The sequence below is a fragment of the Pseudomonas fluorescens group sp. genome, assembly GCF_020093335.1.
Taxonomy (GTDB): Bacteria; Pseudomonadota; Gammaproteobacteria; order Pseudomonadales; family Pseudomonadaceae; genus Aquipseudomonas; species Aquipseudomonas petroselini.
In genome coordinates this window covers 1-19,015 of record NZ_JAIOKW010000040.1, presented here as the reverse complement: position 1 = coordinate 19,015, position 19,015 = coordinate 1, and the positions used below count along the sequence as shown (strand labels likewise).

Below are 19,015 nucleotides of genomic sequence, written 5' to 3'. Positions count from 1 at the left end.
CATGCAAGACCGTATCGCACGAGAACTGAATATCAACCGCGCGCTGGTCCTAGGCGGCGAGCCCGAGGAAATCCAACGGCGCATCGACTTCATCAAGGTCACCTTGCGCCACTCAGGCTGCAAGGCCCTGGTGCTTGGCATCAGCGGCGGCGTGGACTCGCTGACCGCCGGCCGCCTGTGCCAACTGGCCGTACAGCAACTGCGCAGCGAGGCGTACGCCGCACGCTTTATCGCCATGCGCCTGCCCTACAAGACCCAGGCCGATGAACGCGACGCCCAGTCCTCCCTGGACTTCATCACCCCGGACCACATCGACACCCTGAACATCGCCGCCAGCGTCGACGGCCTGATGGCCAGCCTGACCGCCACCGACGCCAGCGCCGAACACGTCGATTTCATCAAGGGAAACGTCAAGGCCCGCACCCGCATGATCGCGCAATACGCCGTGGCCAACCTGCACAACGGCCTGGTGGTTGGCACCGACCATGGCGCCGAAGCGCTGATGGGCTTTTTCACCAAGTTTGGCGACGGCGCCTGTGACCTGGCCCCGCTGTCGGGCCTGACCAAGACCCAAGTGCGCCTGTTGGCCAGCGCCCTCGGTGCCCCGGTCAACCTGGTGCATAAACCGCCCACTGCCGATTTGGAAGAACTGGCGCCGGGCAAGCTCGACGAGCATGCCTACGCTTGCACGTACGAAGAGATCGACGCCTACCTGATGGGCGAACCGGTGAGTGAGCGGGTCAAGAACATTGTGGAGCGCGCCTACCTGAAGACCGCCCACAAACGCGCGCTCCCCATTGCTCCGCTGTAGCCGCCATCAGCGTTCGATGGACCGACTCCACCGCGCATTCCACTCCGGCCGCGCTTGGTTGACCTGGTCCCAATCAATCGAAATCGCGGTCTGCAGGTAACCCTGCATGGCTTCCACTCGCGCGCGGGTCTTGTCGGTGGTTGGTGTGGTCGGGTTCGACGGAATCTGGTCACCTTCCTCCAACGCCGGCGCCTGGGCCTCGGCGGTCAGCAGAAAGGCCGCGAGTTTCTGCGCCAGTTCCGGTTGGTCGTTGCGTGCGATCACGCATTCGGCCACGTTCAGCACCACCGCGCCTTCCTTGGGTTGTGCATACTCCATCGGCACGCCGAGCAGTTTCTGGGTGGCGACCTGGGTCGGGGTGAGGGGGAAGATCGCGGCTTCGTCGGTCTGCACCATCTCGGAGATTTTCGCCGAGCTGGCGATGTACTCCAGCACGTTGGGGCCGACGGTTTTCGGCCAGGCCTTGAAGCCGGGCTCGACGTTGGTTTCGTCGCCGCCCTGGATGCGGTTGAACATCAGGAAGCCGTGCAGGCCGAAGGTGGACGACGCCAAGGACTGGAACACCACTTTCTCCTTGAAGCGCGGGTCGGCCAGGTCCATCCATGAGGTGGGCGCGGCCCAGCCTTTTTCCTTGAACATCTTGGCGTTGTAGCCCAAGCCGGTGACGCCGAGGGTCACGGCCACGGCTTCCTCCTTGATTCTGGCCTTGGCCGGGATCTGTTCCAGGGGCGGGCTGGGCGCCAGCTTGTCGCACAGGCCCATGGAGATGGCGCGGTACATGATGCCGTCGTCGAGGAACATCACGTGCATCTGTGGGTTGTCTTTGTTGGCCTGGACCTTGGCGAGGATGTCCGACGAGGTGCCGGGCACGATCACCACCTTGACGTTATTGGCCTTTTCGAACGCGGGCAGCACCTTGTCGGCGTACACCCGTTCCATGGTGCCGCCGTTCATGCCCAGGTACAGCGTGGGCGCGGCGTGCGCGGTGGAAGCGAGCAGGGCGAGGGACAAGCAGGACAGCGCAATACGTGGGTTCATGGATGTTTTTCCTCTCAGGCTTGGAAACGACGGATGGAAAACGCTTCGATGGGTTGGCGGCTGGCTCCGTCGCAGACGATCTCTGCCAGGGCTTCACCCACCGCGGGACCGAGCTGGAACCCGGCGCCGGCAAAGCCGAAGCCATGGAGCAGGCCAGGTTGGGTGCTGCTGGGGCCGATCACCGGTTCGTGATCGGGTAGATAACCTTCGGTGCCGCTCCACGTGCGAATCGCCTGGGCACCCTTGAGGAACGGGTACAGCTCGCCGGCATTGCGCAGGATCTCCAGCACCGCTGCCTGCCCCGGCCGCGCGGTCAGCGGGCCCAGGGCAAAACCGCGACCGCCGCCGAGGATGCAGTTGCCCCGGGCGACCTGGCGCGCATAAATCCCGCCGCCTTCAACGCCGGTGCTCACATTCATCACCACCGGCAGCGGCTCGGTGACCAGCATCGCTGGATGCGCCGAGGTGATCGGCACCGCTTCGCCAAACTGCGCGGCGACGGTGCCGGCCCAGGCGCCAGCACAGTTCAGCAGCCAGGGCGCTTGCAGGTGCAGGCCGTTGGCGCACTGCACCTGAAAGTGCTGGCCGTCATGTTCTATACCAATCACCTCAGCCTGCTCGTACACCGATGCGCCAAGGCGCTGCGCGGCACGGGCGAAGGCCGGGGACACCAATCGTGGGTTGGCGTGGCCGTCTTGCGGGCACAACGAGGCGCCCACCGCAATATCGCCGACCCAGGGGAAGCGTGCGCGCAGCTCGGCGTAGTCGAGCAACTGCAAGCCCAGGTCAAAGCCACGGGTTTGTTCGGCATACGCCTGCAACGCGGCGAAATCAGCATGACTGCGCGCCAGCTTCAAATGCCCGGAGCGCACGTATTCGCCGTCGATGCCGATCAGGCCCGGCAAGTCGGCCCACAGTTGATGGGCACGCTGCGACAGCGGCAACTGATGCAATGGCCGGCCCTGGCGGCGCACACCGCCATAATTCACGCCGCTGGAATGCGAGCCACAGAAGTCCCGTTCCACCAAGGTCACGCGCTGGCCTTTCTGCGCGAGCATCAAGGCCGCCGACGCGCCGACAATCCCACCGCCCAGCACGATGACGTCGATCATGACTGCGCCTCCACGCCAAATGGCAGCGGCTTGATTGGCGCCTGGCCACGCAAGCGGCCGACGTTTTCGATGCCCCGGCCGCTGCGCTCGGCGACAATCTCCACTGCCGCCGGCCCGCACATGCGGCCCTGGCAGCGGCCCATGCCGACGCGACAGTGGGCCTTGACCCGATTGATCTCCCAGTGGCCTTCATCCACCACCGCCCGTATATCGCCGGCGCTGACTTCTTCGCAGCGGCACACCATCAACGCATCCGGTGCCTGTGCCGCCCACTGCTCAGGGAAAGGAAACGCGGTTTCCAGGCCCTGGCGAAAGCGCTGGATACCCGCCAGTTGTTGCTCCAACACGGCGGGGCGGCGCTGATCAATGGCAATGCCCGCGTCCTCCAGTACCGCCAGCGCAGCACGCTCGCCGGCCATCTGCGCGGCGTCCGCGCCCATGATCCCGGCGCCGTCGCCCGCCAGGTACACACCGCTGACACTGCTGCGCCCGGCGCTGTCGCGTTGTGGAAGCCAGGCGCGGTTCAACGTGTTCCAGGCGAATTCACAACCGAGCAGATCCGCCAGTTGCGTCTCGCTGCGCAGGGCATGGGCAAAGCCCACGGCGTCGCATGCCAGGCTGTGCTCACCCCAACGAATAGCGCTGACCCGCTGTTCGCCTTCGATCTGTGTGAGCGTGGCGCCCTGATGCACGGCAATCCCATGGGCCGTCAGCCAGGCGCGGTAATACAAGCCCTTGGCCAAGGTCGCCGGTTGCCCGAGCAGCGCCGGCAGCGCTCGGCACTGCGCGCTGAACGGTGCGCTATCGAGCACCGCCACGACCTTGGCCCCGGCTTTGGCGTACTGATAGGCGACCAGGTACAACAACGGCCCGCTGCCACAGAACGCCACGCGCTCACCGATGGCGCAGCCCTGGTATTTCAAGGCGATCTGCGCCGCGCCGAGGCTGTAGACACCGGGCAAGGTCCAGCCCGGCACCGGCAGGATGCGGTCGGTGGCGCCCGTGGCGACGATGATCTGCGCGTAGTCGAGGCTCTCGGCGCGGCCGTTGTTGAGCATATCCAGGCGGCCGTCCTCGGCGTTCCACACCAGGGTTTGCGGCCGGTAGTCGATCAGCGGCGCCAGCTCATCCAGGGTGCGGTGCACGGCTTGGGCCTTGCTCGCTTCAAATCCGTAGAGCTGCCTGGCGGTGCGTTGGAAACCTTGGGGTTGGCGCCGATAAATCTGCCCGCCACCGCGCAGGCTCTCATCCACCAGGCACGGTGTGATGCCGTGGTCGAGCAGGGTGCGCGCTGCGCTGATGCCTGCCGGGCCTGCGCCCACAATCACCACCGGCTTCATGGCTGGCGCCCCGGATCGCGGCTGACGGCCTGACCTTCTTCCAGCAGGGTCGAACAGGCGCGCACGCGGCGCCCATCTTCAAGGCGCACCCAGCAGTCCTGGCACGCGCCCATCAGGCAGAAACCGGCACGCGGTTCGGCGCTGAAGTCACTCCCGCGCAGGTGCTCGGCGCAGGTCAGCACGGCGGTGAGCACCGTGTCACCCAGCAAGCCGCTGGCGGGCTGGCCGTCCAGGGTGAAGGACAGGACCGGGCGTTCGGTCTCGGCTAAGCGTTTGAACAAGGCCATCAATGTTTCCCCACCAGCACGCGGTCCAGGCCGTAGACCCGATCCAGCAGAATCATGGTCGCCGCCGTCAGCGCAATCACCAGCGCCGACACCGCCGCCATCATCGGGTCGATGGACTCGGTGGCGTACACATACATGCGCACCGGCAGGGTTTGCGTGGCCGGCGAGCTGACGAAGATCGACAGCGTCACCTCGTCGAAACTGTTGATGAAGGCTAACAACCACCCCCCGGCGACACCGGGCAGGATCATCGGCAGGGTGATCTGGCGAAACAGCGTGAAACGGCCAGCCCCCAGGGATTCGGCGGCATGCTCGGCGCTGCGATCAATACCGATGGCTGCAGCCAGCACCAGGCGCAGCACATACGGCGTGATGATCACCACATGGGCCAGCATCAGCCAGGTAAAACTGCCGTTGACGCCCATCAGCGCAAACAAGCGCAGCATGGCCACGCCCAGCACCAGGTGCGGGATGATGATCGGCGACAGGAACAACGCACTGAGAAAGTTGCGCCCCGCAAACGAATACCGGCTGATCGCCAACGCCGCCGGTACGGCAATCAAGGTGGCCAATGTCGCAGCGGTGAACGCCAGGATCAGGCTGTTATAGAACGCCTGGATAAAATCCGCCCGCTCGAACACCGCGCGAAACCAGCGCAGCGAGAAGCCCGACGTGGGCAGGCTCAAGGTGTTTTCGGGCGTGAAGGCCACCAGGCACACCACCACCAGCGGCGCCATCATGAACAGCACCACCAAACCGTGGAAACCAAGGGCCAAAGGACCGTTTCTGGACATGCGCTTAAACCCCCAGGGACTTTTTGTAGCGGCCTTCGACCATGCGGTTCCAGCTCAGCATGATCAGCAGATTGACCAACAGCAGCACCACCGCGATGGTCGCGCCCATGGGCCAGTTGAGTTCCGAGAGGTACTGGTCGTACACCACGGTGGCGACCATTTTCAGGCGACGCCCGCCGAGCAGGCCGGGGATCGCAAAGGAGCTGGCGGCCAGGCCGAACACGATCAAGGTGCCGGACAGCACCCCGGGCATGACCTGCGGCAACACAATCTTGCGCATCACCGTGGCCTGGCTGGCGCCCAGGGACAACGCGGCTTGTTCAGCCGACGGATCGAGTTTCTGCAGGGAGGTCCACACCGGGATGATCATGAACGGCAGCATCACGTGCACCAGGGCGATGATCACCGCGAACGGCGTGTACAGCAGCTTCACCGGGCGCCCACCGAGGAACTGGATCACTTGGTTTACCAGCCCGTCCGCGCCGAGCAACAGGCTCCAGCCAAAGGCGCGCACCACCACCGAAATCAGCAAGGGCGTGAGGATTAGAATCAGGAAGATCGAGCGCCACGGCGTGCCCATGCGACTGAGGATGTAAGCCTCGGGCACACCGATCACCACGCACAGCAGGGTGACCAGCGCGCTGATCCAGAAGGTGCGCCAGAAAATCTCGTAAAAGTACGCATCGCTGAACAATGACAGGTAGTGCGCGAAGGTCCATTCATTGGCCTTCACGCCCACCTGGTAGTCAAACACATTGAACGACAGCACCAGGGTCAGGCCCAACGGCAGGATCAGCAGCCCGGCAAACAGCACCAGCGCCGGCAGCGAGAGCAGGTAGCCGCGACTCATGGGTGCACCTCATCCGCCGCCAACACGCGCAACAGGCTGGCGTGCCAGTCCAGGCCTACCGCTGTGCCGCAACGCAGCGGTGCGTTGCCGTCGTTGCTGCGCACCACGGTGACTTCGCCGAGGGCGGTGTCGATGTGGTACAGCCATTGGCTGCCGAAGAAGTAGCGATTGATGACCTGGCCTTGCAGGCGACCTGTGCCTGCGTCCACCAATTGGATCTTTTCCGGGCGCAGGCTCAGGGTCAGTTCGCCGTCGCCGCTCTCGTGGCGCACTTGCGGGGTGCCGAGTATGTCGTAGTCGCCCGGCAGCAGGTTGGCCTTGCCGACAAAGTCGGAGATGAAGCGCGTACGCGGATGTTCGTAGAGCGTGTAGGGCGCGTCGATCTGGGTCACGCGCCCGGCCTGCATCACCACCACGCGGTCACTGATCGACAGCGCTTCGGCCTGGTCGTGGGTGACCATCAACGTGGTGATACCGACGGCGCACTGGATGCGGCGGATCTCGAACTGCATCTCTTCGCGCAAATTAGCGTCGAGGTTGGACAACGGCTCATCGAGCAGCAACACCGGCGGCTCAATCACCAACGCGCGAGCCAGGGCCACGCGCTGGCGCTGGCCGCCGGACAACTCCCGTGGGTAGCGGTCGGCGTGCGGCGCCAGGCGCACCAGTTCCAGCACGGTCTTGACCTTGCTGGCGATCTCGGCGGCCGGCACTTTGCGCATCTTCAGGCCGAAGGCGACGTTGTCGCGCACGCTCATGTGCGGGAACAGCGCGTAGCTCTGGAACACCACGCCCAGGCCACGGCTGGCGGGCTTGGCGTGGGTGATGTCGCGGCCGTCGAGCAGGATCTGCCCGCCGCTCACATCGACGAAGCCGGCGATCATTTGCAGGGTGGTGGTCTTGCCGCAGCCCGAGGGGCCGAGCAGGGAAACGAACTCGCCTTTTTCCACCGCGAGGTCGGTGGCGACCACCGCGTCGACGGCGCCGTAGCGTTTGCTCAAGGCGTTGAGTTGGAGAAATGCCATGTCTGCGTTCCACCTTTTTTTGAGTCGCGTCGAGACGCGCTTTTTTGTTTTGGGCAGATGCGAAAAGGGTGTTGCGGGTGCGTTGGCGCTCGATCTCAAGTCGGCTGCCGGTTGTTGTTCATTTCGCCCCTGTGGACGCAGATTAGGACGAAGACTAGGATGGGCGGAAGATAGAATTTCACTGAACGGACTGTTATTTTTAGTTTTATTCACTCACCGGAATTTGCAAAGAGATGGGTTGTTATGCATTCCACTGATCGAAATGAAAAGGGCAAAGAAGTCGGGGTGGGCGGAGTGTCTCGTCTGTTCGCGCTGCTGCGCACCCTGGGTGAAGTGCCGGAGGGTGGCGAACGCGTTACGCAGCTCGCGCAACAGGTGGGCCTGTCCCAGCCCACCACCCACCGCCTGCTGCGCAGCCTGATGGACGAAGGCATGGTCGAGCAGGACGCACGCAGCAAGCGCTATCGCCTCAGCCTGGAGTTCTTCGCCCTGGCGGCCAATGCAGGCAAGACCGGCAACCTGCGCGACCTGGTGCGGCCGAGCATGCTGCGCCTGAGTGCTTCACTGGGCGACTCGCTGTTCCTGCTGGCGCGCAGTGGCTTCGATGCGATCTGCCTGGACCGCAGCGAAGGCCCGTACCCGATCCGCACCTTCACCGGTGATATCGGCGGGCGTGTGGCATTGGGCGTGGGGCAGGGCAGCCTGGCGATCCTGGCGTTTTTGCCGGAGGAAGAGCGCGAGACGGTGATCCGCTACAACCTGCCACGGCTCAAGGATTTCCACCTGTATGACGAAGTGCTGTTGCGCTCGGAAGTGGAGAACGTGCGCAACCTGGGGTATGCGGCGCGCAATACCGGGGTGCTGGAAGGCATGGCGGGGTTGGCGGTGCCGATACTGAATCGGGACGGGCATGCGGTGGCGGCGTTGAGCGTGGCGACCATCAGTGACCGCCTGGGGCCGAGCCGGTTGCCGATGGTGGTGGAGTTATTGAAGCGCGAAGCGGCGGCGATCGGGCCACGGATCAATCCGTTTGATCCGACGTTGCGCAGGCCCTCACACACCTTCGGCGGGTAACCGATTTCAGCCTCGATGAAGAGCAAAAAATGTGCGAGCGGGCACCCCGCACATTCAGAGGGCGGCCAGGGCGACGGAGGTGGCCGCTGTGCGGGTCTCCACGCCCAACTTCACATACACATGCTCCAGATGCTTGTTCACCGTCCTCGGGCTCAACCCCAGGATATCCCCGATATCCCGATTGGTTTTCCCGCACGCCACCCAGCGCAGCACCTCTACCTCACGCTCGGTCAACTGGAACCGGGCCGACAGCAGCCTATGCGCCGGCTCATCTTCAAGCGTCAACACACTCGGCTGCTGCGCCTCCCGCGCCGACAACAAAATACGCGACGTGCGTAAATGTGCCGCCACCCGAGCCAGTACCTCGTCGGTCTGGATCGGCTTGGTCACGTAGTCACTGCCACCCACTTCAAAGCCCTGCACCACGTGCCTGGTGTCGGTCAGCCCGGTCATGAACACCACCGGGATGTCCGCACTGGCGGGTTGCGCCTTGAGCCGGCGGCAGGTTTCGAAGCCGTCCAGGCCGGGCATCATTGCGTCCAGCAGGATCAGGTCCGGGCGCCGGCGTTGTACGCGGTTCAACGCGCTGAGGCCGTCGAGGGCCACCAGCACCATATAGCCCGCGTCGTCGAGGGCGTCGGAGAGCATCGCGAGGTTATCCGGCGTGTCGTCGACGATCAGCACAACGCCGGGTTCAGTGCTGCGGGTGAGTGCATTCATCTTCGGCCTCCTTGAGGGTTCGGTTGAGTTCATCCAGGCGGAAACCCTTGAGCAGCCCGCGTACCTTGCTGATGAAAGGCTCGGTGTCGGGGTGCTGCGCAAGGATCGTGTCGAGTTTTTCGTGCAGGCCGCGCACGTAACCGACGATCTCCGTTTCGTGCTGCATCAGCGCCAGGTCCAGGGCTTCGTACTGCGACAGCGCGGCGATCTGCTCGGCCGCGTCGGCCGGGATCACGCCGCAACGTGCTTCGGCGCGGGCCAGGGCCACTTCCACTTCGATGTAGCGTTCGATCAGGGCTTTATCGGAGAACACGCCGCGCATTTCGGCGGTGCCGAACATGTCGCGGAACAGGGCGGAATCAAAAACGGTGCTCGACATGGGAAAATCCTAATTGTTATTTTTAAACCATACATATTTAATATGTCCGTACATTATGATTGCGCCTGTGCTGATACACTGTCAACTCGATAACGAGGGTAAAAATGGAAAGCGTGAGCCAGAGGCGTTATGCGGCGGTTGCCAAGGATTTGATCGACCGGATTGGCAGCGGCCATTACTCGGTGGGTTCGTTGTTGCCGACTGAGTTCGAACTCTGCTCGCTGTATGCGGTGAGCCGACACACCGTGCGCGCGGCCATTGACCAGTTGCAGGGGCAGGGCATGGTCTCGCGGCGCAAGCGTGTGGGCACGCGCGTCGAAGCGGCGTCGCCCCAGGGGGGATACTCCCAGGCGATGGCGTCGGTGGCCGACCTCGTGCAAGTGGCCGAAACCCATATCCGCGATATCCAGGCGGTGCGCGAGTTCGTCGCCGACATCGCCCTGGCCCGGCGCCTGGGGCTGGAACCGGGCGGGCATTACTTCTGCGTGTCGAGCATCAAGGTCGATGCCGGCGCCGGCAACGCGCCGTTGTGCTGGACCGACGTGTATGCCGAGCAGACCTTTGCCGAGGTGATTCCCGAAGCACGCAAGCACCCGGGTGAACTGATCGCGGCACTGATCGGCAAGGCCTTCTCGCGGCACATTGATGTGGTCGACCAGCAGGTGCGCCCGGTACAGTTATCGTCCGAATTGGCCGCCAGCCTCAAGGCGCAGAGCGGTGCGCTGGGGCTGACCATCATTCGCCAGTACCGCGATGAGGCCGGCGTGCTGATCGCCGTATCGGAATCGGTCTACCCCGCCGACCGTTTCACCCTGACCATGCAGATGAAACGCGACAAACACTAGGCCACGTTGAAAAACGCCACCTTGGTGCTCAAGCGATCCGCCAGCTCCGCCAGTTCGTGATTGGAATTTTCCACCTGCTCGGAGCCCGCCGCCGATTGCACGGTGGAGCTGTGGATGCGCGTGACGTTCTGTGCAACCTTTTCAGCCGCCGCGCTTTGCTGCACGGAAACACTGGCGATCTGCGCGTTCATCGCATTGATCGCGCCGACTTCCTGGCTGATCTTGCCCAGCGCCAACTGAGAGTCTCGGGTCTGCGTCACGGTGGCCTGGGCCAGGCTGCGGCTGCGTTGCATGATGTCGGCGGCGTCCTGGGTGCCGCTTTGCAGCTTGCCAATCATGTCGCGGATTTCCTGGGTGGACTCCTGGGTGCGCGTCGCCAGGGAGCGCACTTCATCGGCCACCACCGCAAACCCTCGGCCATGTTCACCGGCACGCGCGGCCTCAATCGCGGCGTTCAGCGCCAACAGGTTGGTCTGGGCAGCGATGGCGTTGATCACTTCGATCACGGTTTCGATGTTTTCACTGTCGCTGGACACCTGGTTGACCCGAAGGGTGGCCTGGTCGAGGATCGTCGCCAATTCTTCGATGGACACGGTCACTTCGCCCACCAAGCGGTGGCCGCTGTCCACTTCGGCGTCGGCCAGGATAGTCGCCTTGGAGGCGGCGGAAGCGTAGCCCGAGACCTCGCTGACCGAGGCGGCCATTTGCGTGATCGCGGCCGCCACGTGCTGGGCTTCGCTGGTCTGCAGGTTGATCTGCTGGCGGTTATCGCTGGCCACTGACAGCAGGGTGACCGAGGAATGGCGCAGGGCCTGGGCTGCCGAGCGCACTTCGCTGATGGTGTCGCTCAGGCGTGCCAGGGCGTTTTTCAGGATGCCCATCACGCTGTCGGGGTAGCGGGTTTCGATGCGCTGGTTCAGCTCGCCATCGGCCAGGCGGCGGATCGCCTCGGCGACTTCCTCCGGCTCTGCGCCAAGGGTGGCCTTGACCTTGCGGATAATCAGCAGTGACACCAGCACGCTCAAGATAATCGCGACGGCGCTGGCCAGCACCATCAGCACGGCAAAGCTGCCGGCGGCCGATTGCACGGTATCCAGGCGTTGCTTGATGTGCGCTTCTTCGAAGTCGATCAGCGCATTCACGCGTTTGAGCCACTCGGTGTAGTGGACCGAGGCCTGGGCCAGCAGCAAGTCTTGGGCGCCGGCGATGTCATTGCTGCGACGCAGGTTGATCACCCGTTCGGTGGAAGCCAGGGCCTGGCTCTCGATGGCCTTGATATCACCCAGCAGACGGGTTTCCTCGGCGCTGGCGGTGGTGTTGGCGAACAGGCGGTCCATCATCACGGCAGAGTCCTGGTAATCGCGCTTGAGCTGGTCGATCTCGGCCAGATGGCGGTTGAGCGCCGGTTCATCCTTGACCAGTACCGCATCGCGAATGGCGATGGCGCGGTTGTGCACGCTGCCACGGAAGTTGATCGCGTAGCGCTGGACGACGGCGGCTTTTTCACCGACATCCTTGAGCGTACTGTCGATAAAACCCACGCGTTGAATACCGACGGCAGTGATCAGCACCAGCAACGACAGGGTGGACGCGAAGCCCAGCCCGATACGCATTGCCAACGACACAGGGTTTTTCATGAAAGGCTCGATATTCAAGGGTTCAGGAGTGATGGCTAAAAGCTATCTTCGCGGTGGAATCTAACGACCTGCCGGCCTGGCGTCCAATCAGTAAATACTTAAGCTGTCATCGAGCGAATTGATGGAATAAAACCGCGACACCGTCGTTCATACGTCATCCAACGTATTTCCCGTTTTTCCTGGCCGCCCGAGACTGGATCGCACGCACCCCGTCATCCGTCCAGGAGCCAGTCCATGACCGAAACGCTGATCAAAGTCGACCTCAACCAGCCTGTCACCGAGAACGAGCAGATCCATAACCGCTGGCACCCGGATATCCCTATGGCCTGTTGGGTCAAGCCGGGCGATGACTTTATCCTGGAAACCTACGATTGGACCGCCGGCGCGATCAAGAACAATGACGACGCCAGCGATGTGCGCGATGTCGACCTGTCGACCGTGCACTACCTGTCGGGCCCGGTGGGTGTGCACGGCGCCGAGCCGGGGGATTTGCTGGTGGTGGACTTGCTGGATATCGGTGCCAAGGCCGATTCCCAGTGGGGCTTCAACGGGTTCTTCTCGCGGCAGAACGGCGGTGGTTTCCTTACTGATCACTTCCCCAGCGCGCAGAAAGCCATCTGGGATTTCAAAGGCATGTTCACCCGCTCGCGGCACATTCCCGGGGTGAACTTTGCCGGGCTGATCCACCCAGGCTTGATCGGTTGCCTGCCCGACCCGGTGATGCTCGCCGACTGGAATCGTCGCGAGCAGGAGCTGATTGACACCAACCCGACTCGCGTTCCGCCCCTGGCCAACGCACCGCTGGCCGCCACTGCCCACATGGGCAAACTCACCGGCCAGGCCCGTGACGATGCGGCAGCGACCGGCGCACGCACAGTGCCGCCGCGCGAGCATGGCGGTAACTGCGATATCAAGGATTTATCCCGGGGCTCGAAGATCTTCTTCCCGGTGTACGTCAACGGCGCCGGTCTGTCGGTGGGCGATCTGCACTTCAGCCAGGGCGACGGCGAAATCACCTTTTGCGGCGCGATCGAGATGGCTGGCTGGGTGCACATGAAGGTCGAGCTGATCAAGGGCGGCATGGCCAAGTACGGGATCAAGAACCCGGTGTTCAAGCCGAGCCCGATCACCCCGAACTACAAGAATTACTTGATCTTCGAAGGCATCTCGGTGGACGAACAGGGCCAGCAGCACTACCTGGACGTCAATGTCGCCTACCGCCAGGCGTGCCTGAATGCGATCAACTACCTGACCAAGTTCGGCTACTCGCCGGCCCAGGGTTATGCGCTGCTCGGCTCGGCACCGGTGCAAGGGCATATCAGCGGCGTGGTGGACATCCCGAATGCCTGCGCCACGTTGTGGCTGCCGACGGAAATCTTCGAATTCGACATCAACCCCAACGCCAGCGGCCCCACTCAATTCCTCGACGGCAGCATCGACCTGCCCATCGCTCCGGACCTCTAGCCATGCCGACCTACGAATACGCCTGCGACACCTGCGGCACTTTCACGATGTTGCGCCCGATTGCACAGCGTAATGAACCCAGCCAATGCCCGTACTGCGCAGGGCCGGGAGGGCAGTTGCGGGTGTCGGCTCCGGCGCTGCAAACCCTGTCGGCCAACCAGCGCAGGGCCATCGCCGGCAACGAGCGCAGCGCCAACGCGCCGCAAACCGTTGGTGAATACCAGGACAGCCGCAAACACCCGTCCGGTTGCAGTTGCTGCGGCAGCCGCAAGAAGGTCGAGCCCAGCAAGGCCAATCCCTTGGGGCTCAAGACCCGTACCGGCCCCCGGCCGTGGATGATCAGTCACTAGAACAGGAGCGTTGTAATGCGCCATGGCGACATTTCCAGCAGCCCGGACACCGTCGGTGTAGCGGTGGTGAACTACAAGATGCCGCGCCTGCACAGCAAGGCCGAGGTCATCGACAACGCAAGCAAGATTGCCGAGATCATTGTCGGCATGAAACAGGGCCTGCCCGGCATGGACCTGGTGGTGTTCCCGGAATACAGCACCATGGGGATCATGTACGACCATGACGAGATGATGGCGACCGCTGCGAGCATTCCCGGCGAGGAGACCGCGATCTTCTCGGCGGCCTGCCGCCAGGCGAATACCTGGGGCGTGTTCTCCCTGACCGGCGAGCGCCACGAAGCGCATCCGCACAAGGCGCCCTATAACACCCTGGTATTGATCAATAACCTGGGCGAGATCGTGCAGCGCTATCGCAAGTGCATTCCCTGGTGCCCGATCGAGGGTTGGTATCCGGGGGACCGCACCTACGTGTGCGACGGGCCCAAGGGCATGAAGATCAGCCTGATTATCTGCGACGACGGCAACTACCCGGAGATCTGGCGTGACTGCGCCATGAAGGGCGCCGAGCTGATCGTGCGTTGCCAGGGCTATATGTACCCGGCCAAGGAGCAGCAGGTGCAGATGTCCAAGAGCATGGCCTGGGCCAATAACTGCTATGTGGCGGTGGCGAATGCAGCGGGGTTCGACGGGGTGTACTCGTACTTCGGGCACTCGGCGATCATCGGCTTTGATGGGCGCACCCTGGGCGAGTGCGGCGAGGAGGAGATGGGCATTCAGTATGCGCAGTTGTCGGTGTCGCAGATCCGCGATGCGCGGGCCAATGACCAGTCGCAGAACCATTTGTTCAAGCTGCTGCATCGGGGCTACACCGGCATGCATGCCTCGGGCGATGGCGACAAGGGCGTGGCGGATTGTCCGTTCGAGTTCTATCGCACCTGGGTCTTGGATGCGCAGAAAGCCCAGGAAAACGTGGAGAAAATCACCCGCAGCACGGTAGGCGTCGCGGAGTGCCCGGTGGGGAATTTGCCCCATGGTGGTAAAGAACAGACGGCGGGGTAGGGCATGCGCTTTACCTTTGAACCGGCCCAGGTGATGGCCCTGCTGCGCAGCCGGATCGTCGGCCAGGAGGCGGCGCTGGCCCAGGTGGAAGGCCTGCTCAAGGTGGTCAAGGCCGATATCAGTGAGCGTGACCGCCCCCTCAGCGTTAACCTGTTCATGGGGCCGACCGGTGTCGGCAAGACCGAAATCGTGCGCCTGCTGGCCCAGGCGCTGCACGGTCGCGCCGACGGTTTCTGCCGCATCGACATGCACACCCTGGCCCAGGAACATTACGCGGCCGCGCTGACCGGCGCGCCGCCAGGGTATGTGGGCAGCAAGGAGGGCATCAGCCTGTTCAACAGCGAGTTGATCCAGGGCACCTACAGCCGGCCGGGGATCGTGCTGTTCGATGAACTGGAAAAGGCCAGCCAGGAGGTGGTACGCAGCCTGTTGGGCATACTGGAAAATGGTCAACTGACTTTAGCCGGCGGCACGCGCACGTTGGACTTTCGCAACAGCCTGATCTTCATGACCAGCAACATCGGCGCGCAACAGGCGCGTCGGCATCGCCTGCGTTTTACCCAGGGCTGGCGACGCCTGCTGCGCGTGTTTGTACGGGGTGAGGCACAGGTGTTGGAAGAGGCGCTGCATGGGCATTTCGAACCGGAGTTTCTCAATCGGATCGACCGTATCCTGATGTTCGAGCCCATTGACGCGCAGTGGCTGGAGGCGCTGCTGGCGGTGGAACTCGACAAACTCAACCAGCGCCTGGCGGTGCAGCAGCGTTCGTTGGTGCTGGACGCGCAGGCGCGGGCTTGGCTGTGCCGACAGCACGACCTGCGATTTGGCGCGAGGGCGCTGGCCAGGCGCTTGCGGGTCGAACTGGAACCCGCGATTGCCGAATGCCTGTTGCAAGGCAATGCCCGACACCTGAGTGCGACAGTGCGCAACGCCTGTTTGGTGGTCGAACCCGAAAGCACAGGAAGATAGGATCCACTTACGGTATAACCCTCGGACGCTTTAGTTCTTCGAGGCCCCGTTTTTCATGCAAAGCCCTTTGCAACGCCCGCTGTGGCAGATCTACCTGATCTTTCTGGCACCGATGGTGCTGTCCAACTTCCTGCAAAGTTTTTCCGGCACCCTCAACGGTATCTATGTCGGGCAAATGCTCGGCACCCAAGCGCTGGCGGCGGTGTCGGGGATGTTTCCCATCGTGTTTTTTTTCATTGCCCTGGTGATTGGCCTGGGGGCGGGCGCCTCGGTGTTGATCGGCCAGGCCTGGGGTGCCCAGGAAACGGCAATGGTCAAGGCTATCACCGGCGCGACCCTGACCCTGGGCGCGCTGGTGGGTGTGATTGCCGCAGTGTTGGGCAGCCTGTTTGCGCGCCCGGCGTTGCAGGCGCTGGGCACACCGGTTGATGTCCTCGACGATGCGGTCGGCTATGCGCAGAAGATGATGCTGATCATGCCGTTGCTGCTGGTGTTCATCCTCTACACCCAGTTGCTGCGCGGTGTCAGCGACACGATCTCGCCATTGCTGGCGCTGATGGTTTCGACCCTGGTCGGCCTGCTGCTGACCCCGGCGCTGATTCGCGGCTGGGTCGGCTTGCCACCCTTGGGCATCCAGAGCGCGGTGTATGCCGGGCTGGTGGGCAACGCGTTAGCCATGCTGTTTTTGATCTTGCGCCTTCGGCATAAAAACCATGTGATGGCGCCAGACCGCGAACTGCTCGCGGCTTTGCGCCTGGACCGTGTGATTCTTGGCAAAGTCCTGCGTATCGGCTTGCCCACCGGCCTGCAGATGGTGGTGCTGTCACTGTCGGAATTGGTCATCCTCGCCTTGGTCAACGGCCATGGCTCCCAGGCCACGGCGGCCTATGGCGCGGTGACGCAGATCGTCAACTACGTGCAGTTCCCCGCGCTGTCGATTGCCATCACCGCGTCGATCCTCGGCGCCCAGGCGATTGGCGCCGGGCGTCTGGAGCGCATCGGCCCGATCCTGCGCACCGGCCTGTTGATCAACACCTGCCTTACCGGTGGCCTGATTGTGCTGGGTTATGTCTTGTCGCATTGGTTGCTCGGCCTGTTCATCACCGACGACGCGGCGCGGGTCAATGCCGAACACCTGCTGCACATCATGCTGTGGAGCATCCTGGTGTTCGGCTTCCAGGCCGTGATCGGCGGGATCATGCGCGCCAGCGGCGTGGTGCTGATGCCGGTGGTGATCTCGATTTTCTGTGTGCTCTGCGTTGAACTGCCGATGGCTTACCTGTTGAACGCCCATTTCGGCCTGGAAGGGGTGTGGATGGCGTTTCCGGTGACCTACCTGGCCATGCTGGTATTGCAGACTGCGTATTACCGCTTGGTGTGGCGACACAAGCAGATCAAGCGGTTGGTGTAAGGCTGAGGCCACGCAACAACAGCTCCAGGCCCTGCAAACCTTGCTCCAGCCGCTCGCCCGGATGCTCATCCCGGGCGATCCACAGGGCGGTGTTGACCAGGCTGCCGTTGATCAATTGCGCCAGCGCGGTGCTTGGGGCGGGGCGGATGACACCGGTTTGCATCAGGGCTTCCAGCCGTTCGCGCAATGACTCGACACACTGTTGCTGGGAGCCGGTATCGCCCAGTACGGCCGGCGCATCCTGCAACACAATGCGCTGGATCTCGGCGTCCTGAGCCATGCGCAAATAGGCGCGGCAACGTTCGCAAAAGCCGGCCCATGGATCAGTTGCTTCATCTGTGATGCGCTGTAAGTGTGTGTCCATCTCACTGTCGAGTTGGGCAACCACGGCGGCCAACAGCCCTTTTTTGTCACCAAAGTGATGGTACAACGCGCCGCGTGTCAGGCCGGCGCGAGCGGTAAAATCGTCCATCGATGTGTTCGCGTAGCCTTGGGTGGCAAAGGCCTGTCGCGCGCTGGCGATCAGCCGGGCGCGGGTGTCTTCGATCATTTCGGCACGGGCTCGGCTCATGGTAGGTCTCACAATGGGCAGGTGAACGATTGACATACGTTGCGTATGTTACGCATGATTTGTCACATACGCACCGTATGTATCTTGCCTCGGTCATTGCAGATAGCAAGTCGCAGGCATTCAGGAAGAGGTCCAGCAGGATGGCAAACCCTTACGCCGAGTTGTTCCAGGTCCCCGGCGCCCGGGCTTTTGTACTGGCAGGCATGCTGGCGCGTATGCCCGTGTCGATGACGGGGATTGGCTTGATCACCATGCTTGCCCAGGTGCACGGCGGTTACGGCCTGGCGGGTTCGGTGGCGGCGGTGTTTGCCCTGGCCACGGCGTTTTGTGCACCCCAGGTATCACGGCTGGTGGACCGCTACAGCCAGGGCCGGGTGCTGCCGATTGCCGCGCTGATCGGCGGCGGGGCTTTGTTGATGTTGTTGCTGTGCACCCGCTTGCAAGCACCGAACTGGACGTTGTTCCTGTTTGCCGCCTTGGCCGGTTGCATGCCGAACATGTCGGCCATGGTGCGTGCGCGCTGGACCGAGTTGTACCGTGGCCAGCCCAAATTGCAGACCGCGTTCGCCCTGGAGTCGGTGCTGGATGAGGTGTGCTTCATCATCGGGCCACCCATTTCGGTGGGTTTGAGCGTGGTGCTGTTCCCCGAGGCGGGGCCCTTGGTGGCGGCGCTGTTACTGGCGATCGGCGTCACCACCTTTGTATTGCAACGTGAGACCGAGCCTCCCGTCCATGAACATCAGGACCATCACGGCGGCTGGCTGATTGCATCGCCCTCGGTGCTGATCCTGATGATCCTGCTGCTGGCCATGGGCGTGATCGTCGGCGTGGTGGACGTGGTCAGCGTCGCCTTTGCCCAGCATCAGGGCCAGCCGGCGGCGGCGAGCATAGTGCTGTCGGTGTACGCCATTGGTTCGTGCCTGGCGGGGCTGGCGTTCGGTACCCTCAAGCTCAAGGCGCCGTTGCCCAGGCAGTTCCTGTTCTGCGGCGTGGCCACCGCGTTGACCACCTTGCCGTTGCTGCTGGTGAGCAACATCCCGGGGCTGGCGGTGGCGATCTTTATCTCCGGGCTGTTCTTCGCCCCCACGTTGATCGTGTCCATGGCCCTGGTGGAGCGGGTCGTGCCCGCCAGCCGCCTGACCGAAGGCATGACTTGGCTGATCACCGGCCTCAGCATCGGCGTGGCCATCGGCGCCGCCAGTTCCGGTTGGATGATCGACCACTTTGGCGCCAGCAGCGGGTTCTGGGTCGCGTTGGTGGCGGGGGCGGTGGTGCTGGG

At 63.2% G+C, this 19,015-nt stretch carries 19 protein-coding genes and 2 pseudogenes; 9 read left to right on the top strand and 12 right to left on the bottom strand.

The features are described 5' to 3' along the window. The first annotated feature begins 1 nt into the window (after position 1). Positions 2-811 carry an ammonia-dependent NAD(+) synthetase gene (gene nadE / locus K7431_RS26210; RefSeq protein ID WP_012723727.1) on the top strand — a complete coding sequence of 270 codons (810 nt, stop codon included), beginning with the start codon at positions 2-4 and terminating at the stop codon, positions 809-811. A 6-nt stretch (positions 812-817) separates the two neighbouring features. Here nadE and K7431_RS26205 read toward each other — a convergent pair whose 3' ends face one another. From K7431_RS26205 to K7431_RS26175, 7 genes are read right to left on the bottom strand one after another with little or no spacing between them, the layout of a single operon-like run. Then, a complete protein-coding gene (locus tag K7431_RS26205; protein WP_012723728.1) occupies positions 818-1,849 on the bottom strand; it encodes an ABC transporter substrate-binding protein in 1,032 nt (343 codons plus the stop codon). Between the two features lie 14 nt (positions 1,850-1,863). Continuing rightward, entirely contained in the window at positions 1,864-2,961 is a 1,098-nt protein-coding gene (locus K7431_RS26200; RefSeq protein WP_012723729.1) for an NAD(P)/FAD-dependent oxidoreductase, read from the bottom strand. Then, the gene (locus tag K7431_RS26195; RefSeq protein WP_012723730.1) at positions 2,958-4,301 is read right to left on the bottom strand and encodes an FAD/NAD(P)-dependent oxidoreductase; all 1,344 of its coding nucleotides are present in this window, start codon (positions 4,299-4,301) and stop codon (positions 2,958-2,960) included. Before K7431_RS26195 ends, K7431_RS26200 begins: the two co-directional genes overlap by 4 nt. Beyond that, the gene (locus K7431_RS26190; RefSeq protein WP_043205219.1) at positions 4,298-4,588 is read right to left on the bottom strand and encodes a (2Fe-2S)-binding protein; all 291 of its coding nucleotides are present in this window, start codon (positions 4,586-4,588) and stop codon (positions 4,298-4,300) included. Before K7431_RS26190 ends, K7431_RS26195 begins: the two co-directional genes overlap by 4 nt. After that, positions 4,588-5,382: an ABC transporter permease gene (locus K7431_RS26185; protein WP_012723732.1), complete on the bottom strand. Its 795-nt coding sequence runs from the start codon at positions 5,380-5,382 to the stop codon at positions 4,588-4,590. Before K7431_RS26185 ends, K7431_RS26190 begins: the two co-directional genes overlap by 1 nt. Before the next feature lie 4 nt (positions 5,383-5,386). Continuing rightward, entirely contained in the window at positions 5,387-6,232 is an 846-nt protein-coding gene (locus K7431_RS26180; protein WP_012723733.1) for an ABC transporter permease, read from the bottom strand. Then, positions 6,229-7,257 carry an ABC transporter ATP-binding protein gene (locus tag K7431_RS26175; protein WP_012723734.1) on the bottom strand — a complete coding sequence of 343 codons (1,029 nt, stop codon included), beginning with the start codon at positions 7,255-7,257 and terminating at the stop codon, positions 6,229-6,231. Before K7431_RS26175 ends, K7431_RS26180 begins: the two co-directional genes overlap by 4 nt. A gap of 243 nt (positions 7,258-7,500) precedes the next feature. Here K7431_RS26175 and K7431_RS26170 point away from each other — a divergent pair, with 243 nt between their 5' ends. Next, positions 7,501-8,331, top strand: a complete 831-nt coding sequence (locus K7431_RS26170; RefSeq protein WP_012723735.1) for an IclR family transcriptional regulator — start codon at positions 7,501-7,503, stop codon at positions 8,329-8,331. A 54-nt stretch (positions 8,332-8,385) separates the two neighbouring features. Here K7431_RS26170 and K7431_RS26165 read toward each other — a convergent pair whose 3' ends face one another. Both K7431_RS26165 and K7431_RS26160 read right to left on the bottom strand, forming a co-directional pair. After that, a complete protein-coding gene (locus K7431_RS26165; RefSeq protein WP_012723736.1) occupies positions 8,386-9,051 on the bottom strand; it encodes a response regulator in 666 nt (221 codons plus the stop codon). A 136-nt stretch (positions 9,052-9,187) separates the two neighbouring features. Then, positions 9,188-9,430 (bottom strand): annotated as a pseudogene (locus K7431_RS26160) (3-carboxy-cis,cis-muconate cycloisomerase); the annotation flags it as partial. A gap of 113 nt (positions 9,431-9,543) precedes the next feature. On the opposite strand from K7431_RS26160, the gene K7431_RS26155 reads away from it, so the two are divergent. Then, positions 9,544-10,275, top strand: coding sequence for a GntR family transcriptional regulator (locus tag K7431_RS26155; RefSeq protein WP_173390401.1), 732 nt, complete (start codon positions 9,544-9,546; stop codon positions 10,273-10,275). On the opposite strand, the gene K7431_RS31315 is transcribed toward K7431_RS26155, so the two are convergent. Both K7431_RS31315 and K7431_RS31310 read right to left on the bottom strand, forming a co-directional pair. After that, positions 10,272-10,979, bottom strand: coding sequence for a methyl-accepting chemotaxis protein (locus K7431_RS31315; protein ID WP_370636184.1), 708 nt, complete (start codon positions 10,977-10,979; stop codon positions 10,272-10,274). The two genes, K7431_RS26155 and K7431_RS31315, sit on opposite strands and share 4 nt — an antisense overlap. Before the next feature lie 420 nt (positions 10,980-11,399). Next, positions 11,400-11,888 (bottom strand): annotated as a pseudogene (locus K7431_RS31310) (MCP four helix bundle domain-containing protein); the annotation flags it as partial. A gap of 258 nt (positions 11,889-12,146) precedes the next feature. Between K7431_RS31310 and fmdA the strand changes: the two are divergent. Genes fmdA through K7431_RS26125 form a run of 5 tightly spaced genes read left to right on the top strand, consistent with a single transcriptional unit; the run spans position 12,147 to position 17,165 of the window. Beyond that, positions 12,147-13,376: a formamidase gene (fmdA, locus tag K7431_RS26145; protein WP_010211069.1), complete on the top strand. Its 1,230-nt coding sequence runs from the start codon at positions 12,147-12,149 to the stop codon at positions 13,374-13,376. Positions 13,377-13,378: 2 nt separating this feature from the next. Continuing rightward, positions 13,379-13,726: an FmdB family zinc ribbon protein gene (locus tag K7431_RS26140; RefSeq protein ID WP_012723739.1), complete on the top strand. Its 348-nt coding sequence runs from the start codon at positions 13,379-13,381 to the stop codon at positions 13,724-13,726. A gap of 15 nt (positions 13,727-13,741) precedes the next feature. After that, positions 13,742-14,785 (top strand): aliphatic amidase, encoded by a 1,044-nt coding sequence (locus K7431_RS26135; RefSeq protein WP_012723740.1) that lies wholly within the window; start codon positions 13,742-13,744, stop codon positions 14,783-14,785. Positions 14,786-14,788: 3 nt separating this feature from the next. Then, positions 14,789-15,754 (top strand): AAA family ATPase, encoded by a 966-nt coding sequence (locus K7431_RS26130; RefSeq protein WP_012723741.1) that lies wholly within the window; start codon positions 14,789-14,791, stop codon positions 15,752-15,754. A 55-nt stretch (positions 15,755-15,809) separates the two neighbouring features. Continuing rightward, a complete protein-coding gene (locus K7431_RS26125; protein WP_012723742.1) occupies positions 15,810-17,165 on the top strand; it encodes an MATE family efflux transporter in 1,356 nt (451 codons plus the stop codon). On the opposite strand, the gene K7431_RS26120 is transcribed toward K7431_RS26125, so the two are convergent. Then, positions 17,149-17,736, bottom strand: coding sequence for a TetR/AcrR family transcriptional regulator (locus tag K7431_RS26120; protein ID WP_012723743.1), 588 nt, complete (start codon positions 17,734-17,736; stop codon positions 17,149-17,151). The genes K7431_RS26125 and K7431_RS26120 overlap by 17 nt on opposite strands. A gap of 140 nt (positions 17,737-17,876) precedes the next feature. Between K7431_RS26120 and K7431_RS26115 the strand changes: the two genes are divergently transcribed. Continuing rightward, a partial coding sequence (locus tag K7431_RS26115; protein ID WP_224316754.1) for an MFS transporter occupies positions 17,877-19,015 on the top strand: 1,139 nt, incomplete at its 3' end.